The organism is Pseudomonas sp. NPDC089406 (assembly GCF_044900265.1).
GTDB classification, from domain to species: Bacteria; Pseudomonadota; Gammaproteobacteria; order Pseudomonadales; family Pseudomonadaceae; genus Aquipseudomonas; species Aquipseudomonas fakonensis.
On sequence record NZ_JBJDNC010000009.1, the window covers coordinates 121,403 to 145,359 of the forward strand.

Below are 23,957 nucleotides of genomic sequence, written 5' to 3' on the forward strand. Positions count from 1 at the left end.
GCCATGCGCACACGCAAGAGCATTGCCCTGGCACTGTACTTCTTCTTTCTGCTGGTGCCGATCTACTGGCTGCTGAACATGTCGTTCAAGAGCAACACCGAGATTCTCGGCGGGCTGACGCTGTGGCCGCAGGCGTTCACGCTGGACAACTACCGGGTGATCTTCACCGACCCCAGTTGGTACAACGGCTACCTCAACTCGTTGTACTACGTGTGCCTGAACACGGTGATTTCGCTGGCGGTGGCGTTGCCGGCGGCCTATGCGTTCTCGCGCTATCGCTTTCTCGGCGACCGCCACCTGTTCTTCTGGTTGCTGACCAACCGCATGGCGCCGCCGGCGGTGTTCCTGCTGCCGTTCTTCCAGCTGTATTCGTCGATCGGGCTGTTCGACACGCATATCGCCGTGGCCCTGGCCCACTGCCTGTTCAACGTGCCGCTGGCGGTGTGGATTCTCGAAGGCTTCATGTCCGGGGTGCCGAAGGAGATCGACGAAACCGCCTACATCGATGGCTACAGCTTCCCGCGTTTCTTCGTGAAAATTTTCATTCCGTTGATTGGTTCGGGCATCGGCGTCACGGCGTTCTTCTGCTTCATGTTTTCGTGGGTGGAGCTGCTGCTGGCGCGCACCCTGACTTCGGTGAACGCCAAGCCGATCGCTGCGGTGATGACCCGCACGGTGTCGGCTTCAGGCATCGACTGGGGCGTGCTGGCCGCCGCCGGGGTGCTGACCATCCTGCCGGGCATGCTGGTGATCTGGTTCGTGCGCAACCATGTGGCCAAGGGCTTTGCCCTGGGCCGGGTGTAAGGAGGGCGGGTGATGGAGTGGATGGCCTGGACCTTGCCGACCGCGTTGTTCTTTGCCGGGGTCGGGCTGTTGCTGGCGTGCATGACGGTGTTCGAGCTGCGCCGCCCGTGCCTTGAGCGGCGTGGTTTTTTGCCGATCGCCACGACCCGTGGCGACCGTTTGTTCATCGGCCTGCTGGTCAGCGCCTACCTGCACCTGTTGCTGGTGGGGCTGAGCGACGGGCCGTTGTGGGTGGCCTCGCTGCTGTCGCTGGCGTGGCTGGTGGTGGTGCTGCGCTGGGGCTGAACCTTAGCAGGGCCCTATCGCCTGCAAGGGCACGCGTTCCCCTGTAGGAGCCGGCTTGCCGGCGATAGGGCCGTAACGGACGACACAAAGGCTTCTTCAATCGGGAGATCACAATGTTCGATAACAACGACAAACGGCGACATTTGACCCTGGCCGCGCTGCTGGTGCTGGCCGGCGTGCATGGCACGGCCTGGGCCGACCAGTACGAGGATGCGGCAAAAAAATGGATCGGCAGCGAGTTCAAGCCTTCCACCCTGAGCGCCGAGCAGCAGCTCGACGAGCTCAAGTGGTTCATCAAGGCCGCCGAGCCGTTCCGTGGTATGAAGATCAACGTGGTGTCGGAAACCCTCACCACCCACGAGTACGAGTCCAAGGTGCTGGCCAAGGCCTTCAGCGAGATCACCGGCATCCAGCTGACCCACGACCTGCTGCAGGAAGGCGATGTGGTGGAAAAGCTGCAAACGCAGATGCAGTCGGACAAGAACATCTATGACGGCTGGGTCAACGACTCGGACCTGATCGGCACGCACTTTCGCTACGGCAAGGTGGAGTCGATCACCGACATGATGGCCAACGAGGGCAAGAACTTCACCTCGCCCACCCTGGACCTGAAGGACTTCATCGGCATCTCCTTCACCACTGCGCCGGACGGCAAGGTGTACCAACTGCCCGACCAGCAGTTCGCCAACCTGTACTGGTTCCGCGCCGACTGGTTCGAGCGGCCCGACCTGAAGGCCAAGTTCAAGGAGAAGTACGGCTACGAGCTGGGTGTGCCGGTGAACTGGTCGGCTTATGAAGACATCGCCAAGTTTTTCAGCGAGGACGTGAAGGAAATCGACGGCAAACGCGTGTACGGCCATATGGACTACGGCAAGAAGGACCCGTCGCTCGGCTGGCGCTTCACCGATGCCTGGTTCTCCATGGCCGGTGGCGGCGACAAGGGCCTGCCCAACGGCCTGCCGGTGGACGAGTGGGGCATTCGCGTGGAGGACTGCCACCCGGTGGGCTCCAGCGTGACCCGTGGCGGCGACACCAACGGCCCGGCGGCGGTGTTCGCCACCCAGAAGTACGTGGACTGGATGCGCGCCTATGCGCCGAAGGAAGCCCAGGGCATGACCTTCTCCGAGTCCGGCCCGGTGCCGGCCCAGGGCAACATCGCCCAGCAGATCTTCTGGTACACCGCGTTTACCGCCGACATGACCAAGCCGGGGCTGCCGGTGGTCAACGCCGATGGCACGCCGAAGTGGCGCATGGCGCCGTCGCCCAAGGGGCCGTACTGGGAGGAGGGGATGAAGCTTGGCTACCAGGACACCGGCTCCTGGACCTTCTTCAAGTCGACCCCCGAGAAGCAGCGCCTGGCGGCTTGGCTGTATGCGCAGTTCGTCACCTCCAAGACCGTGTCGCTGAAAAAGACCATCGTCGGCCTGACGCCGATTCGTGAGTCGGACATCAACTCCCAGGCCATGACCGACCTTGCGCCCAAGCTCGGTGGGTTGGTGGAGTTCTACAGAAGCCCGGCACGGGTGCAGTGGACGCCCACCGGCACCAACGTGCCGGACTACCCGCGGCTGGCGCAGTTGTGGTGGAGCCATATCGCCGAGGTGGCCAGTGGCGAGAAAACCCCGCAAGAGGCGCTGGATGGGTTGGCGCGTGATCAGGACCGCATGATGGAGCGCCTGCAGCGGTCCAACGCGCAGGCTACCTGTGCGCCCAAGCTCAACCCCGAGCGTGATGCCCAGTACTGGTTCGACCAGCCGGGGGCGCCTAAACCTAAGCTTGCCAACGAGAAGCCTCAAGGCGAGACGGTGAGCTACAACGAGCTGCTCAAGTCGTGGGAGGCGATGCGCAAGTGATCGGCCAGGGTTGAGGGCCTCATCGCCGGCAAGCCGGCTCCTACAGGTACAGCGCAGGCCTGAAGGTTGTGCGATCCCTGTGGGAGCGGGCTTGCCCGCGAAGAGGCCGGTAAAGCCACAACAAAAACCACAGGCAAAAAAAACGGCACCTGCCAGAGGTGCCGTTTTCATTTCACGCCGTCTATTTACTTGTGCAGCTCTTCAGCCGCATACAGCGTGTTCTCCAGCAGGCACGCCCGGGTCATCGGGCCGACGCCGCCCGGCACCGGGGTGATCCAGCCGGCGCGGGGCAGGGCGGTCTCGTAGACCACATCGCCCACCAGCTTGCCGTCTTCCTGGCGGTTGATGCCCACGTCGATGACGATGGCGCCTTCCTTGACCCACTCACCCTTGACCAGGCCCGGCTTGCCGGCGGCAACCACCAGCAGGTCGGCGCGGCCGACGTGGCCGGCGAGGTCCTTGGTGAAGCGGTGGCAGACGGTGATGGTGCAGCCGGCCAGCAGCAGCTCCATGGCCATCGGGCGGCCAACGATGTTGGAGGCGCCGACGATTACGGCGTTCATGCCGTACAGGTCCTGGCCGGTGCTCTCCAGCAGGGTCATGATGCCCTTCGGGGTGCACGGGCGCAGCAGCGGGATGCGCTGGGCCAGGCGGCCGATGTTGTACGGGTGGAAACCGTCGACGTCCTTGTCCGGACGGATGCGCTCGAGCAGCAGCGAGGCGTCCAGGTGCGCCGGCAGTGGCAGCTGCAGCAGGATGCCGTCGACGGCCGGGTCGTCGTTGAGGCGGTCGATCAGGTCGGTCAGGGCTTGCTGCGTGGTATCGCTGGGCAGGTCGAACGCTTGCGAGATGAAGCCGACTTCTTCGCAGTCCTTGCGCTTGTGCGATACATAGACTTGAGAGGCCGGGTCGGTACCGACCAGGATCACAGCCAGGCCTGGGGTACGCAGGCCCTGCTGGCGGCGCTCGGCGACACGTTGGGCGATCTGCTTGCGCAGGCTGGCGGCGATCGCCTTGCCATCGATAAGGTGTGCAGTCATAGACGCGTGATTAACCATCGAGAGAGGAACATGAAGAAGCGCGCATTCTCGCACGACACGGCGCAAGGGCAAAGGCGCGTGGTCGGGCAAATTCCCTAACCCCTTCAATAATTTAAATTTTTTAGAGAAAGGTGTTGACGGGTCAGAGGGCCGTCTATAAGATTCGCCGCACTTGTCGGGCACTGCCTGGCACGGGTTGGCAAAGTTGGCTTGTTCCAACTGTACGCTTAAGCGCCCGTAGCTCAGCTGGATAGAGCATCCGCCTTCTAAGCGGATGGTCGCAGGTTCGAGTCCTGCCGGGTGCGCCATTAAGGCCTGGGCAAGTAAGCAGTACCGCAATATGGTGGGCGTAGCTCAGTTGGTAGAGCGCTGGATTGTGATTCCAGTTGTCGTGGGTTCGATTCCCATCGTCCACCCCAGATTCTGCAGAGGCGCCTCGATTGAACGATCCGGCGCCTTTGTTTTTGAGTTGCATGCGGACGTGGTGAAATTGGTAGACACACTGGATTTAGGTTCCAGCGGCGCAAGCTGTAAGAGTTCGAGTCTCTTCGTCCGCACCATGTTTCTGTAAGTTGTAAGCGTTGTAAGTGCAGTACCGCGTTATGGTGGGCGTAGCTCAGTTGGTAGAGCGCTGGATTGTGATTCCAGTTGTCGTGGGTTCGATTCCCATCGTCCACCCCATATTTTCGAAGGCGCCTTGATCGTGAGATCGGGCGCCTTTGTCGTTTCTGGCGTTCGCACTTTTCGGTCTCTGGTGGCCGTGTAATGAAAGCTGATAGATTTCAGCCGGTTTATCGTCCGGCAGCAGTTGCCGGCAGAGGAATAGCGCAAATGATCGCAAAAGAAGCGCGCCAGGCTCTGGCGCTGCAACGGTTCGCCGAGCAGAGCCCGCAATTGCTCGAAGAGATCCGCGAGCTGGATGCCCGTGAGCAGGCCCAGCAAATCGAGTGGGCGTTCGAGGATGCCGCCGACGAGCAGGGCGTGCAGCCCTGGGAGTATGCGTTGCAACTGATCGCCGAATCGCCTGAGCAATTGCAGGCCATGCGGATGGAAACCCATCGCGAGGTGGCCGAGGCGCTGGGGCTGGAGTGGGAAGAGTATTGCCAGTTCAATGAGATTGAGCCGGAGTAGGGGTTGTGTGAGGGCTGGCGGGTGTTCGCCGAAAGCCTTTCAGTGCCTGAGAGATCGAGCGCCGCGCGGGCGGCGCTCGATTTCACAGGCGCTACAAGGCTTTCGCCAGGCGTCCAAAGTTTTTCACGCCATTCCCCTTGAAAACCCTGAAAAAAATCCCATATCCCAGCCAGCTGTTGTTTGTTTGACAAGGTTTTGCAACTGCGCGCCATCAACGCCGCCGCGCAGTCACCGTTTGAACAGGCTCGACGCCACGGGGCGCGGGCCTTCCAGGGAAATCGACCGGCGTAGATAACCGACAATCCGGGTGGGGTGACTTCTGCTGCATGAGTCACTAGAATGCTTGCCCTTGATTCTGGAGTCGGGCTATCGCCGGCTAACGTCTGTGCAACGAGGAATATCCATGCAAGTTTCTGTTGAAAACACTTCCGCTCTCGAGCGCCGCATGACCATCGCCGTTCCGGCCGAGCGCGTCGAGAACGAAGTCAACAAGCGTCTGCAGCAGACTGCCAAGCGCGCCAAGGTTGCCGGCTTCCGCCCAGGCAAGGTGCCAATGAGCGTGATCCGCCAGCGTTTCGAAGCTGACGCCCGTCAGGAAGCCTTCGGTGACCTGGTCCAGGCCTCCTTCTACGAAGCGATCGTCGAGCAAAAACTGAACCCGGCCGGCGCCCCTGCCGTTGAGCCAAAGTCGTTCGAAAAAGGCAAGGACCTCGAGTTCGTTGCCATCTTCGAAGTCTTCCCGGAGTTCACCGTTGCCGGTTTCGACTCGATCGCCGTCGAGCGCCTGAGCGCCGAAGTGGCTGACGCCGACCTGGACAACATGCTGGAAGTGCTGCGCAAGCAGAACACCCGTTTCGAAGCTGTCGAGCGCGCCGCGCAGAACGACGACCAGGTCAACATCGACTTCGTCGGCAAGGTAGACGGTGAAGTGTTCGCCGGTGGTTCGGCCAAGGGCACCCAGCTGGTACTGGGCTCCGGCCGCATGATCCCGGGCTTCGAAGACGGTCTGGTTGGCGCCAAAGCCGGTGAAGAGCGCGTTGTCAACGTGACCTTCCCCGAGGACTACCAGAACCTCGACCTGGCTGGCAAAGCCGCCGAGTTCACCATCACCGTCAACAGCGTTTCGGCCCCTGCGCTGCCAGAACTGAACGAAGAGTTCTTCGCTCAGTTCGGTATCAAAGAGTCGACCCTGGAAGGCTTCCGCACCGAAGTTCGCAAGAACATGGAGCGTGAACTGCGCCAGGCCATCAAGGCCAAGGTCAAGAACCAGGTCATGGACGGTCTGCTGGCCGCCAACCCGATCGAAGTGCCGAAAGCCCTGCTGGAAAACGAAGTCAACCGTCTGCGCGTGCAGGCTGTACAGCAGTTCGGTGGCAACATCAAGCCTGAGCAACTGCCGGCCGAGCTGTTCTCCGAGCAAGCCAAGCGCCGCGTGGTGCTGGGCCTGATCGTCGCCGAAGTGGTCAAGCAGTTCGACCTGAAGCCGGACGAAGCCGAAGTGCGCAAGGTCATCGAGGAAATGGCTTCGGCCTACCAAGAGCCTGAGCAGGTCGTTGCCTGGTACTACAAGAACGACCAGCAACTGAACGAAGTTCGTTCGGTTGTACTGGAAGAACAAGTTGTAGATACTGTTCTGCAGAAAGCGACTGTGACAGACAAGTCGGTTTCGTACGAAGAGGCTGTCAAGCCAGCACAGGCACCTGCCGAAGCTGAGTAACAGGCCTCTCTCGTAAGAAACCTCCACAAGCCAGCCTTCGCGCTGGCTTGTGCGTATTCAAGCCATGACTATTTGGGAGTGAGCGCAGGACATGTCCCGCAATTCTTATATTCAGCAGAGCTCTGACATCCAGGCCGCAGGCGGCCTGGTCCCGATGGTTATCGAGCAGTCCGCCCGTGGCGAACGCGCCTACGACATCTATTCGCGCCTCTTGAAGGAGCGGGTGATCTTCCTGGTCGGCCCTGTAGAGGACTACATGGCCAACCTGGTTGTGGCGCAGCTGCTGTTCCTTGAAGCGGAAAACCCGGACAAGGATATCCATCTGTACATCAACTCGCCGGGCGGTTCGGTGACTGCGGGCATGTCGATCTACGACACCATGCAGTTCATCAAGCCGGACGTCTCTACCATCTGCATCGGCCAGGCCTGCAGCATGGGCGCCTTCCTGCTCGCCGCTGGTGCGGCCGGCAAGCGTCACTGCCTGCCGAACTCGCGGGTGATGATTCACCAGCCGCTGGGCGGCTTCCAGGGCCAGGCGACCGACATCGAGATCCACGCCCAGGAAATCCTCAACATCAAGGCGCGCCTGAACGAGCTGCTGGCCCACCACACCGGCCAGGATCTGGAGACCATCAAGCGCGACACCGAGCGTGACAACTTCATGAGCGCCCAGCGCGCGGCCGAGTACGGCCTGATCGACTCGGTTTACGACAAGCGGCAACTGGCATCCTGAAGCAATGCGCCAGAGCGGGCGGGCGCAGATTGCGCCCACCCGCGGACTTGAAAAAGCCAGCGATTGCCTTCATCTTGTGTTTCAAGCCTACCGGATTGGATCGATCGAATGACTGACACCCGTAACGGCGAGGACAGCGGCAAATTGCTCTATTGCTCCTTCTGCGGCAAAAGCCAGCACGAAGTGCGCAAGTTGATTGCCGGCCCCTCGGTATTTATCTGCGACGAGTGCGTCGACCTGTGCAACGACATCATCCGTGAGGAGGTGCAGGAAGCCCAGGCCGAGAGCAGCGCGCACAAACTACCCTCGCCGAAAGAAATCAGCACAATCCTGGACCAGTACGTCATTGGTCAGGAACGCGCGAAAAAGGTGCTTGCCGTAGCGGTGTACAACCACTACAAGCGCCTGAACCAGCGTGACAAGAAGGGCGACGAAGTCGAACTCGGCAAGAGCAACATTCTGCTGATCGGGCCTACCGGCTCGGGCAAGACCCTGCTCGCCGAAACCCTTGCACGCCTGTTGAACGTACCGTTCACCATCGCCGACGCCACCACCCTGACCGAAGCCGGTTACGTGGGTGAGGACGTCGAGAACATCATTCAGAAGCTGCTGCAAAAGTGCGACTACGACGTGGAAAAGGCCCAGATGGGCATCGTCTACATCGACGAGATCGACAAGATCTCGCGCAAGTCGGACAACCCGTCCATCACCCGTGACGTGTCGGGCGAGGGCGTGCAGCAGGCGCTGTTGAAGCTGATCGAAGGCACCGTGGCCTCGGTACCGCCCCAGGGCGGGCGCAAGCACCCGCAACAGGAATTCCTGCAGGTTGATACCCGCAACATCCTGTTCATCTGCGGTGGCGCGTTCTCGGGCCTGGAAAAGGTCATCCAGAACCGCTCCACCAAAGGTGGCATCGGTTTCGGCGCCGAAGTACGCAGCAAGGAAGAGGGCAAGAAGGTCGGCGAGTCGCTGCGCGAAGTCGAGCCGGACGATCTGGTCAAGTTTGGCCTGATTCCCGAGTTCGTCGGTCGTCTGCCAGTGCTGGCCACCCTCGACGAGCTGGATGAAGCTGCGCTGATGCAGATCCTCACCGAGCCGAAGAACGCCCTGACCAAGCAGTACGCCAAGCTGTTCGAAATGGAGAGCGTCGACCTTGAGTTCCGCAGTGATGCGCTCAAGGCTGTTGCGCGCAAGGCCCTGGAGCGCAAAACCGGCGCCCGTGGCCTGCGTTCCATCCTCGAAGGCGTGCTGCTCGACACCATGTACGAGATTCCTTCGCAGAAGGAAGTCAGCAAGGTGGTGATCGACGAGAGCGTTATCGAAGGCACTTCGCAGCCGCTGCTGATTTACGAGAACAGCGAGCCGCAAGCCAAGGCCGCCCCCGACGCCTGATCGGGCAAGGGGTAGCCACTCAGAAAGGGGCCTTCGGGCCCCTTTTTGCATTTCGTGGACTCGGCGCTTGTAATTTCAAATTGCTGCCCCCACATTAGCCCCAAGCACCATTTCCACCGGTTTCCGGCCACAAGGCCGCTGTAGAGGCGAAATCATGAAGACCACCCTCGACTTGCCTCTTTTGCCATTGCGCGACGTTGTCGTCTATCCGCACATGGTCATCCCACTGTTCGTGGGGCGTGAGAAGTCCATCGAAGCCCTCGAGGCGGCGATGACGGGCGAGAAGCAGATCCTCCTGCTGGCCCAGAAGAACCCTGCCGACGACGATCCGGGCGAAGACGCTCTGTACCGCGTTGGCACCATCGCTACCGTGCTGCAACTGCTCAAGCTGCCTGATGGCACCGTCAAGGTGCTGGTCGAAGGCGAGCAGCGCGGTGCAGTCGAGCGCTTCAACGAGGTTGAGGGGCACGTGCGTGCCGAAGTCAGCCTGATCGACGAAACCGAGGCCGCCGAGCGCGAGTCCGAGGTGTTCGTGCGCACCCTGCTGTCGCAGTTCGAGCAGTACGTGCAACTGGGCAAGAAGGTCCCGGCCGAGGTGCTGTCTTCGCTGAACAGCATCGAGGAGCCGGGCCGCCTGGTCGACACCATGGCCGCGCACATGGCCCTGAAGATCGAGCAGAAGCAGGAAATCCTCGAGATCGTCGACCTGCAGGCCCGCGTCGAGCACGTGCTGGCCCTGCTGGACGCCGAAATCGACCTGCTGCAGGTGGAAAAGCGCATCCGCGGCCGGGTCAAGAAGCAGATGGAGCGCAGCCAGCGCGAGTACTACCTGAATGAGCAGATGAAGGCCATTCAGAAGGAGCTCGGCGACGGCGACGAAGGCCACAACGAAATCGAAGAGCTGAAAAAGCGCATCGATGCCGCGGGCCTGCCGAAAGACGCCCTGACCAAGGCTCAGGCCGAGCTGAACAAGCTCAAGCAGATGTCGCCGATGTCGGCCGAGGCCACCGTGGTGCGTTCGTACCTCGACTGGCTGGTGCAGGTACCGTGGAAAGCACAGAGCAAGGTGCGCCTGGACCTGGCCAAGGCCGAGGAGATCCTCGATTCGGACCACTACGGCCTGGAAGAGGTGAAAGAGCGCATCCTCGAATACCTCGCCGTGCAAAAGCGCGTGAAGAAGATCCGCGGCCCGGTGCTGTGCCTGGTCGGCCCGCCTGGCGTGGGCAAGACCTCGCTGGCCGAGTCGATCGCCGCTGCCACCAACCGCAAGTTCGTGCGCATGGCCCTGGGTGGCGTGCGTGACGAGGCCGAAATTCGCGGCCACCGCCGCACCTACATCGGCTCGATGCCGGGCCGGTTGATCCAGAAGATGACCAAGGTGGGTGTACGCAACCCGCTGTTCCTGCTCGACGAGATCGACAAGATGGGCAGCGACATGCGTGGCGACCCGGCCTCGGCGCTGCTGGAGGTGCTCGACCCCGAGCAGAACCACAACTTCAACGACCACTACCTGGAGGTCGACTACGACCTCTCGGACGTGATGTTCCTGTGCACCTCGAACTCGATGAACATCCCGCCGGCGCTGCTCGACCGCATGGAAGTCATCCGCCTGCCCGGCTACACCGAAGACGAGAAGATCAACATCGCGGTCAAGTACCTGGTGCCCAAGCAGGTCAAGGCCAACGGCCTGAAAAAGGACGAGCTGGAGGTGGATGTCACGGCAATCCGCGACATCATCCGCTACTACACCCGCGAAGCCGGTGTGCGTGGCCTGGAGCGCCAGATCGCCAAGGTCTGCCGCAAGGTGGTCAAGGAGCACACTGGGCAGAAGCAGGTGAAGGTCAAGGTCACCGGCGAGCAGCTCGAGCACCTGCTGGGCGTGCGTAAGTTCCGTTACGGGCTGGCTGAGCAGCAAGACCAGATCGGCCAGGTGACTGGCCTTGCCTGGACGCAAGTAGGTGGCGAACTGCTGACCATCGAGTCGGTGGTCATCCCTGGCAAGGGGCAATTGATCAAGACCGGCTCGCTGGGCGACGTCATGGTCGAGTCGATCACCGCCGCGCAAACCGTGGTGCGCAGCCGCGCGAAAAGCCTGGGGATCGCTGCAGACTTCCACGAAAAGCACGACGTTCACATCCACATGCCCGAAGGCGCCACCCCCAAGGATGGCCCGAGCGCGGGTATCGGCATGTGCACCGCACTGGTGTCGGCCCTGACCCAGATCCCGGTGCGCGCAGACGTTGCGATGACCGGCGAAATCACCCTGCGCGGCCAGGTACTGGCCATTGGCGGGTTGAAGGAAAAACTGCTGGCGGCGCACCGTGGCGGCATCAAGACGGTGATCATCCCTGAGGAGAATGTTCGCGACCTCAAGGAAATTCCGGAAAATATCAAACAGGATCTTCAAATCAAACCGGTCAAATGGATTGACGAAGTCCTCCAAATTGCGCTGCAATACGCCCCGGAGCCCTTGCCAGATGTGGCTCCTGAGATTGTCGCGAAAGATGAAAAGCGCGACGGCGATGCTAAGGAAAGAATCAGCACGCACTAGTACGTATTTCGTTGGGGGGCGTTGGTTGACAGCTTTTTCGGGGCCTTGCTATAAAGCGGCACGCCAAATGTCACCAGGCCACCTAACGCTCGTTTCATAAGCTTTTCATTACATACTTAGAAACAAACTCAATAGAGATATAAGGGGACTTAGAGTGAACAAGTCGGAACTGATTGACGCTATCGCCGTATCTGCTGACATTTCCAAAGCTGCCGCTGGCAAAGCTCTGGACGCTGTCATCGACTCCGTGACCGGTGCCCTGAAAGCAGGCGACGACGTCGTTCTGGTTGGCTTCGGTACCTTCTCGGTCAAGGAGCGCGCAGAGCGCACCGGCCGTAACCCGCAAACCGGCAAAGCGATCAAGATCGCTGCTGCCAAGGTTCCAGGTTTCAAGGCTGGCAAAGGCCTGAAAGACGCCGTCAACTAAGTCGTCTTTCAGCCGGCCAGGGCTTGCCCCGGCCGACCGCGTGACGGCGGGTCGCAAACGTTCCCGCTGGCACGCTCGCTTCGAGAAGGCGCATCCACTGGATGCGCCTTTCTTCTATCAGGACTCTACCCACGCTCCGCGGTTGTCGACGCAGTGGTACAACCGTTTCTGGGGGACGCATGCTGCAGAATATCCGGGACAATTCACAAGGTTGGATTGCCAAGACCATCATTGGCCTCATCGTCGTACTGATGGCGCTGACTGGCTTCGAGGCCATTTTCCAGGCCGCCAGCCACAGCCAGGACGCCGCCAAGGTGAACGGCCAGACCATCAGCCAGAACGAGCTGAGCCAGGCCGTCGACATGCAGCGCCGCCAGCTGATGCAACAGCTGGGCAAGGACTTCGACCCGGCCCTGCTGGACGAGAAGATGCTGCGCGAAGCCGCGCTCAAGGGGCTGATCGACCGCAAGCTGCTGTTGCAGGGCGCCGAAGACGCCAAGTTCGCTTTCTCCGAAGCCGCGCTGGATCAACTGATCCTGCAGACGCCCGAATTCCAGGTTGATGGCAAGTTCAGTGCCGAGCGTTTCGACTCGGTGATTCGCCAGATGGGCTACGGCCGCATGCAGTTCCGCGAGATGCTCGCCCAGGAAATGCTCATCGGCCAGCTGCGCACCGGCCTTGCCGGCAGCAGCTTCGTCACCGACAAGCAGGTGGAGGCCTTCGCCCGCCTGGAGAAGCAGACCCGTGATTTCGCCTCGCTGACCTTCAAGGCCGACCCGGCCGCGATCAAGGTGGGCGACGACGAGGTCAAGGCGCACTACGACCAGCACGCCAAGGAGTTCATGACCCCCGACCAGGTGGTCATCGACTACATCGAGCTGAAGAAGGCGGCCTTCTTCGACCAGGTCAAGGTCAACGATGACGAGCTCAAGGCCCTGTACGAGAAGGAAATCGCCAACCTCGCCGAACAGCGTCGTGCCGCGCACATCCTGATCGAGGTCAACGACAAGACCAGCGATGCCCAGGCCAAGGCCCGCATCGAAGAGATCCAGCAGCGTCTGGGCAAGGGTGAAGACTTCGCCAAGCTGGCCAAGGAATTCTCCCAGGACCCAGGTTCGGCCAACGCTGGCGGCGACCTGGGCTTCGCCGGCCCTGGCGTTTACGACCCAGCCTTCGAAGAAGCCCTGTACAAGCTGAACAAGGACCAGGTATCGGCCCCGGTACACACCGAATATGGCTACCACCTGATCAAGCTGCTGGGTGTCGAAGCGCCGGACGTACCGACCTTCGCCAGCCTGAAAGACAAACTGACCCACGAGCTGAAAACCCAGCAGGTGGAGCAGCGCTTCGTCGAGGCCACCAAGCAGCTCGAAGACGCCGCCTTCGAAGCCTCGGACCTGGCCCAGCCGGCCCAGGACCTGGGCCTGAAGGTGCACACTTCGGCGCCGTTCGGCCGCGAGGGTGGCGAAGGCGTGACTGCGAACCGCGCCGTGGTACAGGCCGCGTTCAGCGAAGAAGTCATGGACGAGGGCGCCAACAGCAACGGCATCGAGCTGGACCCGGAAACCGTGGTGGTGCTGCGCGTCAAGGAGCACCGCAAGCCTGAGCAGCTGCCACTCGAGGCCGTGGCCAAGAACATCAGCCAGCAACTGGCCAAGGACAAGGCGACAGCAGAGCTCAAGGCCAAGGCCGACAAGCTGATCGCCGGCCTGCGTGACGGTTCGGTCAAGCCTGCCAGCCAGAGCTGGAAGGTCCAGGAAGCGGCTACCCGCGGCCAGGACGGTATCGACCCGGCCGAGCTGCAGGCAGTGTTCCGCCTGGGCAAGCCTGAGTCCAAGGACAAGCCGGTGTACGGCAGTGTGGTCCTGGGTGACGGCAGCCTGGTTGTGCTGCAGCTCAAGGGCGTCAACGAAGGCGCTGCCGCCACCGACGAAGAGAAAGCGCAGATCCGCCGCTACCTCGCTTCGCGTGCCGGCTCGCAAGACTTCGCGGCGTTCCGCAAGCAACTGGAAGCCAAGGCTGACGTCACTCGCTACTGAGTGCCCCCGCCACGACGAAACAGGCCGCGCAAGCGGCCTGTTTCGTTTCTGCAGTTCAGTACCGCCACACACATGACCTTGTAGGAGCGGCCTTGTGTCGCGAAAGGGCTGCGCAGCAGCCCCGGGATTTGCGCATCATGCAAAACCGCCGGGGCTGCTGCGCAGCCCTTTCGCGACACAAGGCCGCTCCTACAAGGATCGCACAAGCTTCAGGCCAGCGATGAGGCCGGTTCAGGCAGCACAAGACAGTTGCCCCCCACGGGTCTGGCCTTCACCCTACCGCCTCACCCCCTCATGGCTATCCAGCGTATCCCGCGCAATCTCCCGCCCCAGGGCAATCAGCTCCGGCGCCTTGTAGAACTCGAAGAACCGGCAGACCCGCTTGGGTACGTTTATCAGCACATCCGGCGGGTAGCCGGCGATCTTGTACTGCGCAAGCGACGTCTGCATCACCTCGAAGCTCTGGTTGATCAAATCCAGCAGTGACGCGGGCCCCACGTTGTCAATGATGAACGAGCCGGTGGCCGACTTCGGCGCGCCTTCGCTTTCCGGTGCCGCCGCCGGTTGCTGAGCCTCAGGCTTGGCACCGTCGGCCAGCCACGGGTTTGGCGACGCCAGGCCTTCGGCGTTGATCTCCTGGTCCAGGCGCAGCAACTGCTCGGCTGGCTTGCGGCGGAACGGCATGCGCGAGCCCAGCGAACTGATCAGAGCATCGAAACGCATGCGAAACGCCGCCGGCCGCTCGATCACCGGCAACTGGTACTGCTTCTGGTTGGTGGCGTTGAGGTTGACCGCGATGATCAGGTCGCAATGGCTGGACACCACCGGCACGATCGGCAGCGGGTTGAGGATGCCACCGTCGACCAGCATGCGGTTGCCTTGCACCACCGGGGTGAACAGGCTGGGGATCGCCGCCGAGGCGCGCATGGCCTGGTGCAGGCAGCCTTCCTGGAACCAGATTTCCTGCTGGTTGGTGAGGTCGGTGGCCACCGCCGTGTAGGGTATGCGCAGTTGTTCGATGTTGATCTCGCCGACGATCTTGCGAATCTGCCCGAACACCTTGTCGCCGCGGATGGCGCCCAGGCGAAAGCTCACATCCACCAGGCGCAGCACGTCGAGGTAGTCCAGGCTCTCGATCCAGCTGCGGTATTCGTCGAGCTTGCCGGCAGCGTAAATGCCGCCGATCACCGCCCCCATGGAGCAGCCGGCGATGCAGGCGATCTCGTAGCCGCGCCGCTCGATTTCCTCGATCACACCGATGTGTGCATACCCCCGGGCGCCGCCCGATCCCAGTACCAGCGCTACGCGTTTGCTCATGTTTTCCCCCGGTGGCTGTGCAACCATGGTCCAACAATGCACCCATCGCCCCCTGTGCTTCAATGTAGCCCGCGCTGAGCTACGCTGAGCAGGGCACTTTTCACCTGTTGCACCGTCGAACGGCCATACCGTTTCCCTTCTTCGAGGTTACCCCCATGAAAGCCTGGATTGCCCTTCCCCTGATTGCCCTGGCCCTGGCTGGCTGCGCTGGCAAGACGGCTTATCGCGAAAGCTGTGCGACGCAGCTCGATGCCGCCTGGAAGGAACTGGACCTGGCCAAGGCCGAAGGTTTCGCCGGTGCAGTGAGCTACTCCAAGGCCCTGTCGCTGCTGACCGGTGCCAAGACCCAGCAGCAGTTCGAAGGCTATGAAAGCTGCACGGCCAAGGCCGAAAAAGCCCGCTTCTACATTCGTGAGTCCCGCGCCGGCCGCTGACCAGGGAGGTCTCTATGCCCGCCATGCTCGACCATGTGGTAGCCCAGGTACTGGCCGTGCAGGTGCGTTTGCTGGCCTGCCGCGAACGCCTGGCGGCCAACACCGACAGCGAAGCGCTGCATGACCTGCGCATCGCCCTGCGGCGCCTACGCAGCCTGCTGCGCCCGTTGCAGGGGCTGCCCGGCGTGGACCAGCTGGAGGAGGCGGCAAAGTCCCTCGGCACCCTGACCACGCCGCTGCGCGACCGCGAAGTGCTGGCAGCCCAGTTGATCGCCCGTGGCCATTTGCTGGCCGGGCAGCGGCGCCTGGAGGGCAGGGCGGGGACTTTCGCCAGCGTAGCGGCCAGCCCCCAGCTCAAGCGGGTGCTGCTGATCCTGGATGCGTTTCCGTTGTTTTTGCGTGCGTCGGATCGCGAGGGCCTGGCCGAGCGGCTGCGCCAGCGCATCGACAAGCGCCTGGAAAAACAATGGAACAAGCTTGCCGAGGCGCTGCAGGACCCGGCCCACGATCGCCATCGCCTGCGCCTACTGATCAAGCGGGTACGCTACGGCGATGAGTCCTACCCGCAGCTCAAGCATGCCGGCAAGAAGCTGCAACGCCTGCTGAAGAAAGCCCAGGGTGACCTGGGTGACTGGCACGACCGCCTGCAATGGCTGCTGCAGGTGCGCGATCACCCCGACCTGGCAGGCTGCAAGGTGGCCTGGGAGCACGAACTGCACGCCGCCGAAGGCAAGTCGGATGTGACCCTCGACGCGCTGCACAAGGCGCTGGAGCGCCGATAGCCCCTGCAAATGACCGATATGCGGGCTGCCGCTGTGCTGGCGGCTGGTTAAGATCGAGCTTTTGCGCAGGAGCCAAGGCCTTATGAACTTCACCGAGTTGCTCGCAGCAGCGCGCGCCCACCCGCAAGCGGTCAGCGTGCCGGCCGACTGGGCCCAGGGGCGGGCGGTATTCGGCGGCCTGATGGCGGCCATGCTGCACGAGGCCATGCGCCTGAAGCTGGCTGATGACCGCCCGGTGCGTTCGCTGGCCATCACCTTCGTTGGCCCGGCGGCACCGGAGGTGCCCATCAGCCTGGAAGTCGAGGTACTGCGCGAGGGCAAGGCGGTCAGCACCTTGCTGGGCCGGGCAGTGCAAAACGGCCAGGTGGTGACTGTGGTGCAGGGTAGTTTTGGTGCTGGCAGGCCGTCGGTGGTCGCAGTCGATGCGTTGCCGGCGGCACCCTTGAAGCCGTTGGAGCAAGCCGCGCCCGAGTTGCCCTTCATCAAGGGCGTTACACCGGAGTTCATGCGCCATGTGGCCTTGCGCTGGGCCGTGGGCGGGTTGCCGTTCAGTGGCAACGAGTCACGCCAGATGGGCGGCTGGGTGCGCCTGCGCGATGTCGCCGAAGCGCCGGCCGAGGCGGCTCACGTGCTGGCCCTGGTGGACGCCTGGCCCCCCAGCCTGTTGCCGCACCTCAAGCAGCCTGCGGCTGGCAGTACGCTTACCTGGACCATCGAGTTCATCCAGCCTGCACCGGCGCTGTCGACTCTGGACTGGTGCCGCTATGTGGTGGAAACCGAGCATGCGCGCGATGGCTACGGGCATGCGGCAGCGGCGCTGTGGACCGCACAAGGGCAGTTGGTGGCGCTGAGCCGGCAGACCGTTACCGTGTTTGCGTGATCGGCGCACCACGCCCCTGTGGGAGCGGCCTTGTGTCGCGATAGGGCGCGAAGCGGCCTCAAGGTCTGAGCTCCATGCGAAATTGCCGGGGCTGCTACGCAGCCCATCGCGACACAAGGCCGCTCCTACAGAGTCAGCGTCTGACTTCAATGCCGATGCTTATGCCGTTCCCGCCAGGCCTTCCACCACGCCCCGCTCAATACAAACCGGGGAAAGGTGACAAACTGCTCGGTCAACAGGCGCTGCACGGCGTCTTTGCGGTTGGCGAAGGGCTCGGGTTGTTCGGCTTCCAGGCGATGCCCCTGGCGTTGCAGCCCAAGCCCCGCAACCAGGGCAATGACGCCAACGGCGATCTGCGACAGGTCCAGTCCGAACAGCCCCGACAGCACCAGCAGTGCGCCAATAATGAACAGCGGCACGGCAATCAGGTGCAGTACCAGGTTGGCCGGGTGACGGTGGTTGTGGTGGTAGCCGCGCCATTGCCAGGCGGGCAGGTTGGGCAGTCGTTTGCTCATGGGCAGTTCCTCACAGACATGCCCAAAGCTTAGTGCGGCCCCCGGGCGGGGGCCAATCGAGGCTGGCTATGGTGACCATAGCCGCGCAACCCTACAGCTTGAGCTGGCCGATCACCTTGTTCAGCTCGCCGGCCAGGGTCGCCAGCTCGTTGCTGGTGGTGGCCGAACCCACGGTCTGCTGCACGGTTTCTTCGGTGACGTCGCGGATGCTCACCACTGCGCGGTTCATCTCTTCGGCTACCTGGCTCTGCTGTTCGGCGGCCACGGCAATCTGCGTGTTGCTCTCGCGCATCTGCGCCACCGCGCTGGTGATCTCGGCCAGGGCTTCACCGGCTTCCTTGGCCTGGCGCACGCAGTCGTCGGCCTTGTACGAGCTCTCCTGCATGAAGTCCACGGCGTCGCGGGTACCGGCCTGCAGGTCGGCGACCATGGTGGTGATTTCGTCGGTGGAGGTCTGCACGCGCTTGGCCAGGTTGCGCACCTCGTCGGCCACCACGGCAAAACCCCGGCCCAGGTCGCCGGCACGGGCAGCCTCGATGGCAGCGTTGAGGGCCAGCAGGTTGGTCTGCTCGGCAATGCTGTGGATCACCCCGACCACGCCGTTGATCTTCTGGCTGTCGTCGGCCAGCTGGCGAATCATCTCGGCCGTCTGCTGCACGCCGCTGGACAGCCCGGCGATGGAGTCCTGCACCCGGCTGACCACCGCCTGGCCGCTGCCGGCCAGGGTGTCGGCGGTCTGTGACAGGTCGCGGGTGGCACCGGCGTGCTGGGCGATATGGTGCACGGTGGCGGTCATCTCGTTGATCGCGGTGGCCGCCTGGTCGGTTTCGCTCTGCTGGCCGATCATGCCGTGGCGCACCTCGTCCATGCTGCCGGCCAGGCGCGCAGCGCCCGAGTCAAGCTGCGCGGCGGTGCGCGCCACGGTGCTGACCACCCGATGGTAGGTGGCCTGCATGGCATTGAAGGCGCCGGCCATCTGCCCGACTTCGTCGCCACAGGCCAGCGGTACCCGCGCCGAAAGGTCGCCGGTGCGCTCCACGTGCAGCATTACATCCTTGAGGGTGTTGAGCTGGCTCAGCAGGAAGCGGATCAACAACTGCGAAGCGCCGAGCATGGCCAGCATCAGGATCAGCACGCACACGGCGTAGTTGCTGAAGCGGTCGAAAAACACCTGGCTCAGGCTTGGCGACTGGGCGAGCAGGGCCAGGCGCTGCTCCCCCTGGCGGATAACCTGGGCGCCGAACAGCGGGTTGTCCCCGAGCAGGGTGGCCGCAGGCAGCTCCACCCAACCCTGGGCATCGTCGAGGGCTGGCAGCGGCTCGCCGGCAAACTGCGGCGTCTGCCCGGCCTGCCAGCTGATCAGGTTGGGCAGGGCAGGCAGGGCAGGCAGGGGTTGCCCGGTCGGCCTTGTAGCCAGCAGTTGGGCTTGCGCCTGCACCAGGGCCTGGGTGCCCTCGGCGCGGGCCTGTTGCTCCAGGTGCACGGCGTAGAGCACCAGCAGCAAGGTCGTGACGAAGGCCACCGCGTTGACGGCCCAGAATTTGTACTTCAGCGAAATATTGCTAAGCCAGGCACCCATGGTAGGTCTTCTCTGAGTTGGCGAAAAACATTGTTGGCAAGGTGCCATCATTGTGCCCGCCAAGGCCAGCTGGCTTGTTGATATGCGTCAAGAAACCTCGGGCAGGCCGAAGAACGCCCGTGCACAGGCGCTGGTATGGGCGGCGGTGTGCTCGGTGCTTTCACTGCGGTGCCGGGCTACCTCGCGCAGCACTTCGGGCAGGTAGGCCGGTTCGTTGCGCCCGTTCTTCGGCTTGGGGCGCAGGCTGCGCGGCAGCAGGTACGGCGCGTCGCTTTCCAGCATCAGCCGGCCCTGGGGGATGTTGCCCACCAGCGGGTGCAGGTGGGTGCCGCGGCGCTCGTCGCAGATCCAGCCGGTGATGCCGATGTGCAGGTCGAGGTCGAGGTAGGCGAACAGCGCCTCGCGCTCGCCGGTAAAGCAATGCACCACCGCGGCGGGCAGTTGGTCGCGGTAGTGCCTGAGGATCGCCAGCAGCCGTTCGCTGGCCTCACGCTCGTGCAGGAACACCGGCAGGCGCAGCTCGGCGGCCAGGGCCAGCTGGGCTTCCAGAGCCTTTTCCTGCAGTGGGCGAGGGGAGAAGTCGCGGTTGAAGTCCAGGCCGCATTCTCCCACGGCTTTCACCCGTTCCTGCGCCAGCAGCTGGCGCAATTGCCGCTCGCTGTCGCCGCTCCAGTGGCTGGCATCGTGGGGGTGTACGCCGGCGGTGCTGAACAGTCGCTGGCCGTCACCATCGAGTTGCTGGCACAGCTCGAGGGCCTGCTCGCTGACCTCAAGGCTGGTGCCGGTCAGGACCATCTGCACCACGCCGGCTTGCACGGCGCGCTCGACCACGGCTGCCTGCTGGTCATGGAAACTGCTGTTGGTCAGGTTGACGCCGATATCGATCAGTTGCATGGTGCTACCTCGTGCCGCGGGGCGGCCAGCATAGCAAAAACCGCTAGAACGCGAAAAAGCCAAGAACTTCAAACGTTTGCTGTGGTCTTTTGCCGTCATTTATCACGGAACGATCATCGCGCATGGTGCACCTCAACCGCCCTCGGAGCTGTTCCTCCATGCTGCGAACCCTCACTGCATTGTTGATGTTCGGCCTGCTCTGCGCTGTGCCAGCACACGCCCGCGAGCCCGGGCCGCAACAGCACGTGCCGGCCAGCCAGGCCCGCGACCTGGGGCAGGTCCGCTCGAGCAAGGTGTTGCGGGTGCTGGTCAACCAGAGCCGCAACAGCTCCGGCGAGGTCAAGGGTGAGCCGGTGGGGGTGGAGTACTACCGCCTGCGGGCGCTGGAGCATGCCCTCAACGCCCGCGCTGCCGACGGGCAGGAAATCACCCTGAAGATCGTTCCGCGGGCGAAAGAGCAGTTGCTGGCAGCGCTGCAGCGCGGTGAAGGCGACCTGGCAGCGCCAGGTGAATTGCTCGACCCTGCATTGGTGCGAGGTGTTCAGCCCAGTGCGCCAGTGGTAGACCAAGTGCCGCTGGTGCTGGTCGGGCGCAAGGGCGAGCGCAGCTACAGCCGTGTGGAGCAGTTGTCCGGGCGCACGGTGGCGCTGACCAGCGCCAGTGCTGCCGGGGTGGCGATCCAGGCCATCAACCAGCAGTTGGCACTGCGCAAGCGTGCGCCGATCAAGGTCGAGTGGGTGGACCCGACACTGGCGGTAGAAGATGTGCTGGAGATGGTCCAGGCCGGCATCTACCCGCTGACCGTGGTCGAGCAGCCGATCGCCCGGCGCTGGTCGCGGGTAATGCCGCGCCTGCGCCTGGACAGCAAGCTGAGCCTGGCCCAGCCCGGGGCCATCCGCTGGTACCTGCGCGACGATGCGCCAATGTTGCGTGCGGCGGTGGACCGCTTTCTAGCCACTTACCGGGCACCGGACAACCAGGACGCTGCCTTCGAGCGTATTTACCGTCGCCAGTACCGGGTGCACAACCCGTTGGCTCGCCAGGACCGCCAGCGCCTGGCGGCGTTGCGCCCGGTGCTGCAAAAACACGGCACCGACCAGCAGATCGATTGGCTGAACCTGGCGGCGCTGGCGTTCAAGGAGTCCACCCTCGACAGCAAGGCCCGGGGCAGTGGCGGGGCCCACGGGCTGATGCAGATCACCCCGTCGGCGGCGCAGCGGGTGGGGGTGAGCAACACCAGCAGCGTCGACGGCAACGTGCAGGCCAGCGCCCGCTACCTGGCGATGATCCGCCGCAAGTTCTTCGCCAGCCCGCAAATCAACGAGCGCGAGCGCATGGCCTTTGTGCTGGCTGCCTACAACCTCGGCCCCGAGCGGGTTCAGGCCATGCGCGCCGAAGCACGGCGCCGCGGGCTCAACGGCAACCAGTGGTTCTTCCAGACCGAGCGCATCGCCATGGAGCAGGTGGGCATGGGGCCGGTGAGCTTCGTCAACAGCGTCAACAAGTACTACCTGGCGTTCAACCGTGAGCGGGCGTCCTTGGAGCGGGTAGCCAAACGTTGATAAATCGAAACCGTCGATAGTAACTACGGGTTTTTTGCGATTTTCTTATTTGCAGGTTCGATTAAGATGGCCTCCATCGAAACCAAACATCTGCTCACACAAGGAAGCAACGCAATGAACACCGCCATCAAATCCCTGCTGAACACCCGCGCTGGTTACGGCCTGAGCGTCGTCCGTATCCTGGTCGGCCTCATCTTCATGGCCCACGGCGCACAGAAGCTGTTCGGCCTGTTCGGTGGCTACGGCCTGGAAGGCACCGGGCAGTGGATGGAAAGCATCGGCCTGGCCCCGGGTTACCTGATGGCCCTGCTGTCCGGCAGCGCCGAATTCTTTGGCGGCCTGGCCCTGGTGATCGGCCTGCTGGCCCGCCCGGCAGCCCTGGCCCTGGCGGTAACGCTGGTGGTGGCGATCTTCTCGGTGCACATTGGCAACGGCCTGTTCATGTCCAACAACGGCTACGAATTCGCCCTGGCCCTGCTGGCCGGTAGCGTGGCGGTGTTGATCGAAGGTGCCGGCCGCCTGTCCCTGGACCGCCTGATCGCCCGTTGAAACCCTCTGCCAGGCAAGCCCGCCCCCCGCTGTGGGGGCGGGCTCATGTCGCGATTTACAGCTTGTAACTTAAAGCGTCTGGCTCTAGCATACCGATTGCGCCGATTTAAACAGCTACTTGCGGGGCGCAGGAGAGGCCCCGGGCGGGCCATCCGAAATACCGCTAAAGCGCTGGTTCGGTGACGCCTCGCACCGCTGCCCAGCGGGATCAGCGAGGCGCAGAGAGACTCCATGAGTTGTCCACGTACCAGTGTTTGTTTAAGCCCCCTGCCTGAAGACCAGGCTTCCCGTACCCCGCGCATCCTGCTCGGTGGCCAGCATCAGCCCACGCTCCTGCGCAACCTCGACGGTTTTTCCCGTCGCAAGGGCCAGGCTCGCGCGTTTCTCATTCAGTTCTTCGAAAGCTGCGCCCAGCTTGGCCAGTACGGCAACGACCGCTTCGACCTGGCAGTCATCCAGGCGCCGGCCGCTGAAGACGCCGCTGAAGTGATCGGCCAGCTCACCCGCATCGCCCGACAGGGGCTGATCACCCGTCGTTGAGCGCGCGTTTTTTCGCTAAGCTTTATACGAAAAGTGCCTGCGCGACGATCATGCTGCGTTGAAAATAGGCTGGTGCGCCAGCCCGGTCGGAATGCTCATTTACAACCTGTAAAGTCGAGCGCGACTCCGACCGTTCCTCGCCTGTTTTCGCCTTGCCTGATCGCCGCTCGGCGACTTTTCGTACAAACCCTAAGCTCGGTCACTCGGTGGGTGCCAGGCGCCTGCCGCAGATGCACTGAGGAGACAGCCGTTGAGCACCAACATCATCACCACCGAAGGTCATGAAGCCCTGAAAAAGGAGCTCGACCACCTGTGGCGCGTGTATCGTCCCGAGATCACGCAGAAGGTCACCTGGGCAGCGTCGCTGGGCGACCGCAGCGAAAACGCCGACTACCAGTACAACAAGAAGCTGCTGCGCGAGATCGACCGCCGCGTGCGCTACCTGCGCAAGCGCCTGGAAGACGTCAAGGTGGTGGCTTATGCGCCGGAGCAGGAAGGCCGGGTGTTTTTTGGCGCCTGGGTGGAAATCGAGAACGATGACGGCGAGCAACTGACCTTTCGCATTGTCGGGTATGACGAAATCCATGGCCGCAATGACTACATCTCCATCGACTCGCCCATGGCCCGCGCGCTGCTCAAAAAGGGCCAGGATGATGAAGTGCGGGTACAGACGCCGACCGGTGAGGCGACCTGGTACGTCAACAGCATTCGCTACCAGCCGTAAGCCTTACTCCTGCTTGGGCCCTATCGCCGGCAAGCCGGCTCCTGCAGGCAATCGCATACCCCTGTAGGAGATCACCCAGCCCTTCGGGCTGCGCTGTCGCGCAGAGAACTGGGCACGAGCCCGCCGCGCTCCCACAGGCCCCTGCTAAATCAATGAGTTGTAGTTTGTTCTATGAGAGCCGGCTTGCCGGCGATAGGGCCCGAGCAGCC

The 23,957-nt window shown here is 62.9% G+C and carries 22 protein-coding genes and 4 tRNA genes; 21 read left to right on the forward strand and 5 right to left on the reverse strand.

The window, feature by feature from the left end; genetic code table 11:
• Nucleotides 1-3 precede the first annotated feature (3 nt).
• The 3 genes from ACI2KK_RS08985 (at nt 4) to ACI2KK_RS08995 (ending at nt 2,942) form a co-directional block, all read left to right on the forward strand.
• Nucleotides 4-804: a carbohydrate ABC transporter permease gene (locus ACI2KK_RS08985; RefSeq protein WP_404668663.1), complete on the forward strand. Its 801-nt coding sequence runs from the start codon at nt 4-6 to the stop codon at nt 802-804.
• A 12-nt stretch (nt 805-816) separates the two neighbouring features.
• The gene (locus tag ACI2KK_RS08990) at nt 817-1,089 is read left to right on the forward strand and encodes a DUF2160 domain-containing protein (RefSeq protein WP_404668664.1); all 273 of its coding nucleotides are present in this window, start codon (nt 817-819) and stop codon (nt 1,087-1,089) included.
• 113 nt (nt 1,090-1,202) lie between these two features.
• The gene (locus tag ACI2KK_RS08995; protein ID WP_369990621.1) at nt 1,203-2,942 is read left to right on the forward strand and encodes an extracellular solute-binding protein; all 1,740 of its coding nucleotides are present in this window, start codon (nt 1,203-1,205) and stop codon (nt 2,940-2,942) included.
• Between the two features lie 185 nt (nt 2,943-3,127).
• Here ACI2KK_RS08995 and folD read toward each other — a convergent pair whose 3' ends face one another.
• Entirely contained in the window at nt 3,128-3,982 is an 855-nt protein-coding gene (folD, locus tag ACI2KK_RS09000; protein ID WP_217842674.1) for a bifunctional methylenetetrahydrofolate dehydrogenase/methenyltetrahydrofolate cyclohydrolase FolD, read from the reverse strand.
• A 231-nt stretch (nt 3,983-4,213) separates the two neighbouring features.
• Here folD and ACI2KK_RS09005 point away from each other — a divergent pair.
• The 11 genes from ACI2KK_RS09005 to ACI2KK_RS09055 all read left to right on the forward strand — a co-directional run bounded on the left by ACI2KK_RS09005 (nt 4,214) and on the right by ACI2KK_RS09055 (nt 13,972).
• A tRNA-Arg gene (locus ACI2KK_RS09005) sits at nt 4,214-4,290 on the forward strand.
• A 35-nt stretch (nt 4,291-4,325) separates the two neighbouring features.
• Nucleotides 4,326-4,401 (forward strand) — tRNA-His (locus ACI2KK_RS09010).
• Between the two features lie 56 nt (nt 4,402-4,457).
• Nucleotides 4,458-4,542 (forward strand) — tRNA-Leu (locus ACI2KK_RS09015).
• 45 nt (nt 4,543-4,587) lie between these two features.
• Nucleotides 4,588-4,663: transfer RNA gene (locus ACI2KK_RS09020), tRNA-His, on the forward strand.
• A 150-nt stretch (nt 4,664-4,813) separates the two neighbouring features.
• Nucleotides 4,814-5,113, forward strand: a complete 300-nt coding sequence (locus tag ACI2KK_RS09025) for a DUF6388 family protein (RefSeq protein ID WP_404668665.1) — start codon at nt 4,814-4,816, stop codon at nt 5,111-5,113.
• 403 nt (nt 5,114-5,516) lie between these two features.
• A complete protein-coding gene (gene tig / locus ACI2KK_RS09030; RefSeq protein WP_404668666.1) occupies nt 5,517-6,830 on the forward strand; it encodes a trigger factor in 1,314 nt (437 codons plus the stop codon).
• A gap of 91 nt (nt 6,831-6,921) precedes the next feature.
• Complete coding sequence (clpP, locus tag ACI2KK_RS09035; RefSeq protein WP_166888479.1) at nt 6,922-7,563, forward strand: ATP-dependent Clp endopeptidase proteolytic subunit ClpP; 642 nt, start codon at nt 6,922-6,924, stop codon at nt 7,561-7,563.
• 108 nt (nt 7,564-7,671) lie between these two features.
• On the forward strand, nt 7,672-8,955 hold the full coding sequence (gene clpX, locus ACI2KK_RS09040) for an ATP-dependent Clp protease ATP-binding subunit ClpX (protein WP_217888488.1): 1,284 nt from the start codon (nt 7,672-7,674) through the stop codon (nt 8,953-8,955).
• A gap of 154 nt (nt 8,956-9,109) precedes the next feature.
• Nucleotides 9,110-11,506, forward strand: a complete 2,397-nt coding sequence (gene lon, locus ACI2KK_RS09045; protein ID WP_404668667.1) for an endopeptidase La — start codon at nt 9,110-9,112, stop codon at nt 11,504-11,506.
• Nucleotides 11,507-11,660: 154 nt separating this feature from the next.
• Nucleotides 11,661-11,933: a nucleoid-associated protein HU-beta gene (hupB, locus tag ACI2KK_RS09050; RefSeq protein ID WP_054883552.1), complete on the forward strand. Its 273-nt coding sequence runs from the start codon at nt 11,661-11,663 to the stop codon at nt 11,931-11,933.
• Between the two features lie 179 nt (nt 11,934-12,112).
• Nucleotides 12,113-13,972, forward strand: a complete 1,860-nt coding sequence (locus tag ACI2KK_RS09055) for a SurA N-terminal domain-containing protein (RefSeq protein ID WP_404668668.1) — start codon at nt 12,113-12,115, stop codon at nt 13,970-13,972.
• A 276-nt stretch (nt 13,973-14,248) separates the two neighbouring features.
• Here the strand turns inward: ACI2KK_RS09055 and ACI2KK_RS09060 are convergent, their stop codons facing one another.
• Nucleotides 14,249-15,289 carry a patatin-like phospholipase family protein gene (locus ACI2KK_RS09060; RefSeq protein ID WP_404668669.1) on the reverse strand — a complete coding sequence of 347 codons (1,041 nt, stop codon included), beginning with the start codon at nt 15,287-15,289 and terminating at the stop codon, nt 14,249-14,251.
• A 155-nt stretch (nt 15,290-15,444) separates the two neighbouring features.
• Here ACI2KK_RS09060 and ACI2KK_RS09065 point away from each other — a divergent pair, with 155 nt between their 5' ends.
• From ACI2KK_RS09065 to ACI2KK_RS09075, 3 genes are all read left to right on the forward strand, one after another.
• Entirely contained in the window at nt 15,445-15,723 is a 279-nt protein-coding gene (locus ACI2KK_RS09065; RefSeq protein ID WP_217842681.1) for a hypothetical protein, read from the forward strand.
• 14 nt (nt 15,724-15,737) lie between these two features.
• Entirely contained in the window at nt 15,738-16,505 is a 768-nt protein-coding gene (locus ACI2KK_RS09070; RefSeq protein WP_404668670.1) for a CHAD domain-containing protein, read from the forward strand.
• Between the two features lie 82 nt (nt 16,506-16,587).
• Entirely contained in the window at nt 16,588-17,385 is a 798-nt protein-coding gene (locus ACI2KK_RS09075) for an acyl-CoA thioesterase (protein WP_404668671.1), read from the forward strand.
• 146 nt (nt 17,386-17,531) lie between these two features.
• Here ACI2KK_RS09075 and ACI2KK_RS09080 read toward each other — a convergent pair whose 3' ends face one another.
• The 3 genes from ACI2KK_RS09080 to ACI2KK_RS09090 all read right to left on the reverse strand — a co-directional run bounded on the left by ACI2KK_RS09080 (nt 17,532) and on the right by ACI2KK_RS09090 (nt 20,373).
• Entirely contained in the window at nt 17,532-17,900 is a 369-nt protein-coding gene (locus ACI2KK_RS09080) for an Mpo1-like protein (RefSeq protein WP_404668672.1), read from the reverse strand.
• 91 nt (nt 17,901-17,991) lie between these two features.
• On the reverse strand, nt 17,992-19,479 hold the full coding sequence (locus tag ACI2KK_RS09085) for a methyl-accepting chemotaxis protein (RefSeq protein ID WP_404668673.1): 1,488 nt from the start codon (nt 19,477-19,479) through the stop codon (nt 17,992-17,994).
• A gap of 87 nt (nt 19,480-19,566) precedes the next feature.
• Nucleotides 19,567-20,373: a TatD family hydrolase gene (locus tag ACI2KK_RS09090; RefSeq protein ID WP_404668674.1), complete on the reverse strand. Its 807-nt coding sequence runs from the start codon at nt 20,371-20,373 to the stop codon at nt 19,567-19,569.
• A gap of 158 nt (nt 20,374-20,531) precedes the next feature.
• Between ACI2KK_RS09090 and ACI2KK_RS09095 the strand changes: the two genes are divergently transcribed.
• From ACI2KK_RS09095 to greB, 4 genes are all read left to right on the forward strand, one after another.
• Entirely contained in the window at nt 20,532-21,935 is a 1,404-nt protein-coding gene (locus ACI2KK_RS09095; protein ID WP_404668675.1) for a transglycosylase SLT domain-containing protein, read from the forward strand.
• Nucleotides 21,936-22,049: 114 nt separating this feature from the next.
• The gene (locus ACI2KK_RS09100; RefSeq protein WP_404668676.1) at nt 22,050-22,484 is read left to right on the forward strand and encodes a DoxX family protein; all 435 of its coding nucleotides are present in this window, start codon (nt 22,050-22,052) and stop codon (nt 22,482-22,484) included.
• A 231-nt stretch (nt 22,485-22,715) separates the two neighbouring features.
• Entirely contained in the window at nt 22,716-23,024 is a 309-nt protein-coding gene (locus tag ACI2KK_RS09105) for a hypothetical protein (protein ID WP_217842689.1), read from the forward strand.
• A 250-nt stretch (nt 23,025-23,274) separates the two neighbouring features.
• Complete coding sequence (greB, locus tag ACI2KK_RS09110) at nt 23,275-23,748, forward strand: transcription elongation factor GreB (protein WP_404668677.1); 474 nt, start codon at nt 23,275-23,277, stop codon at nt 23,746-23,748.
• Nucleotides 23,749-23,957: the final 209 nt, after the last annotated feature.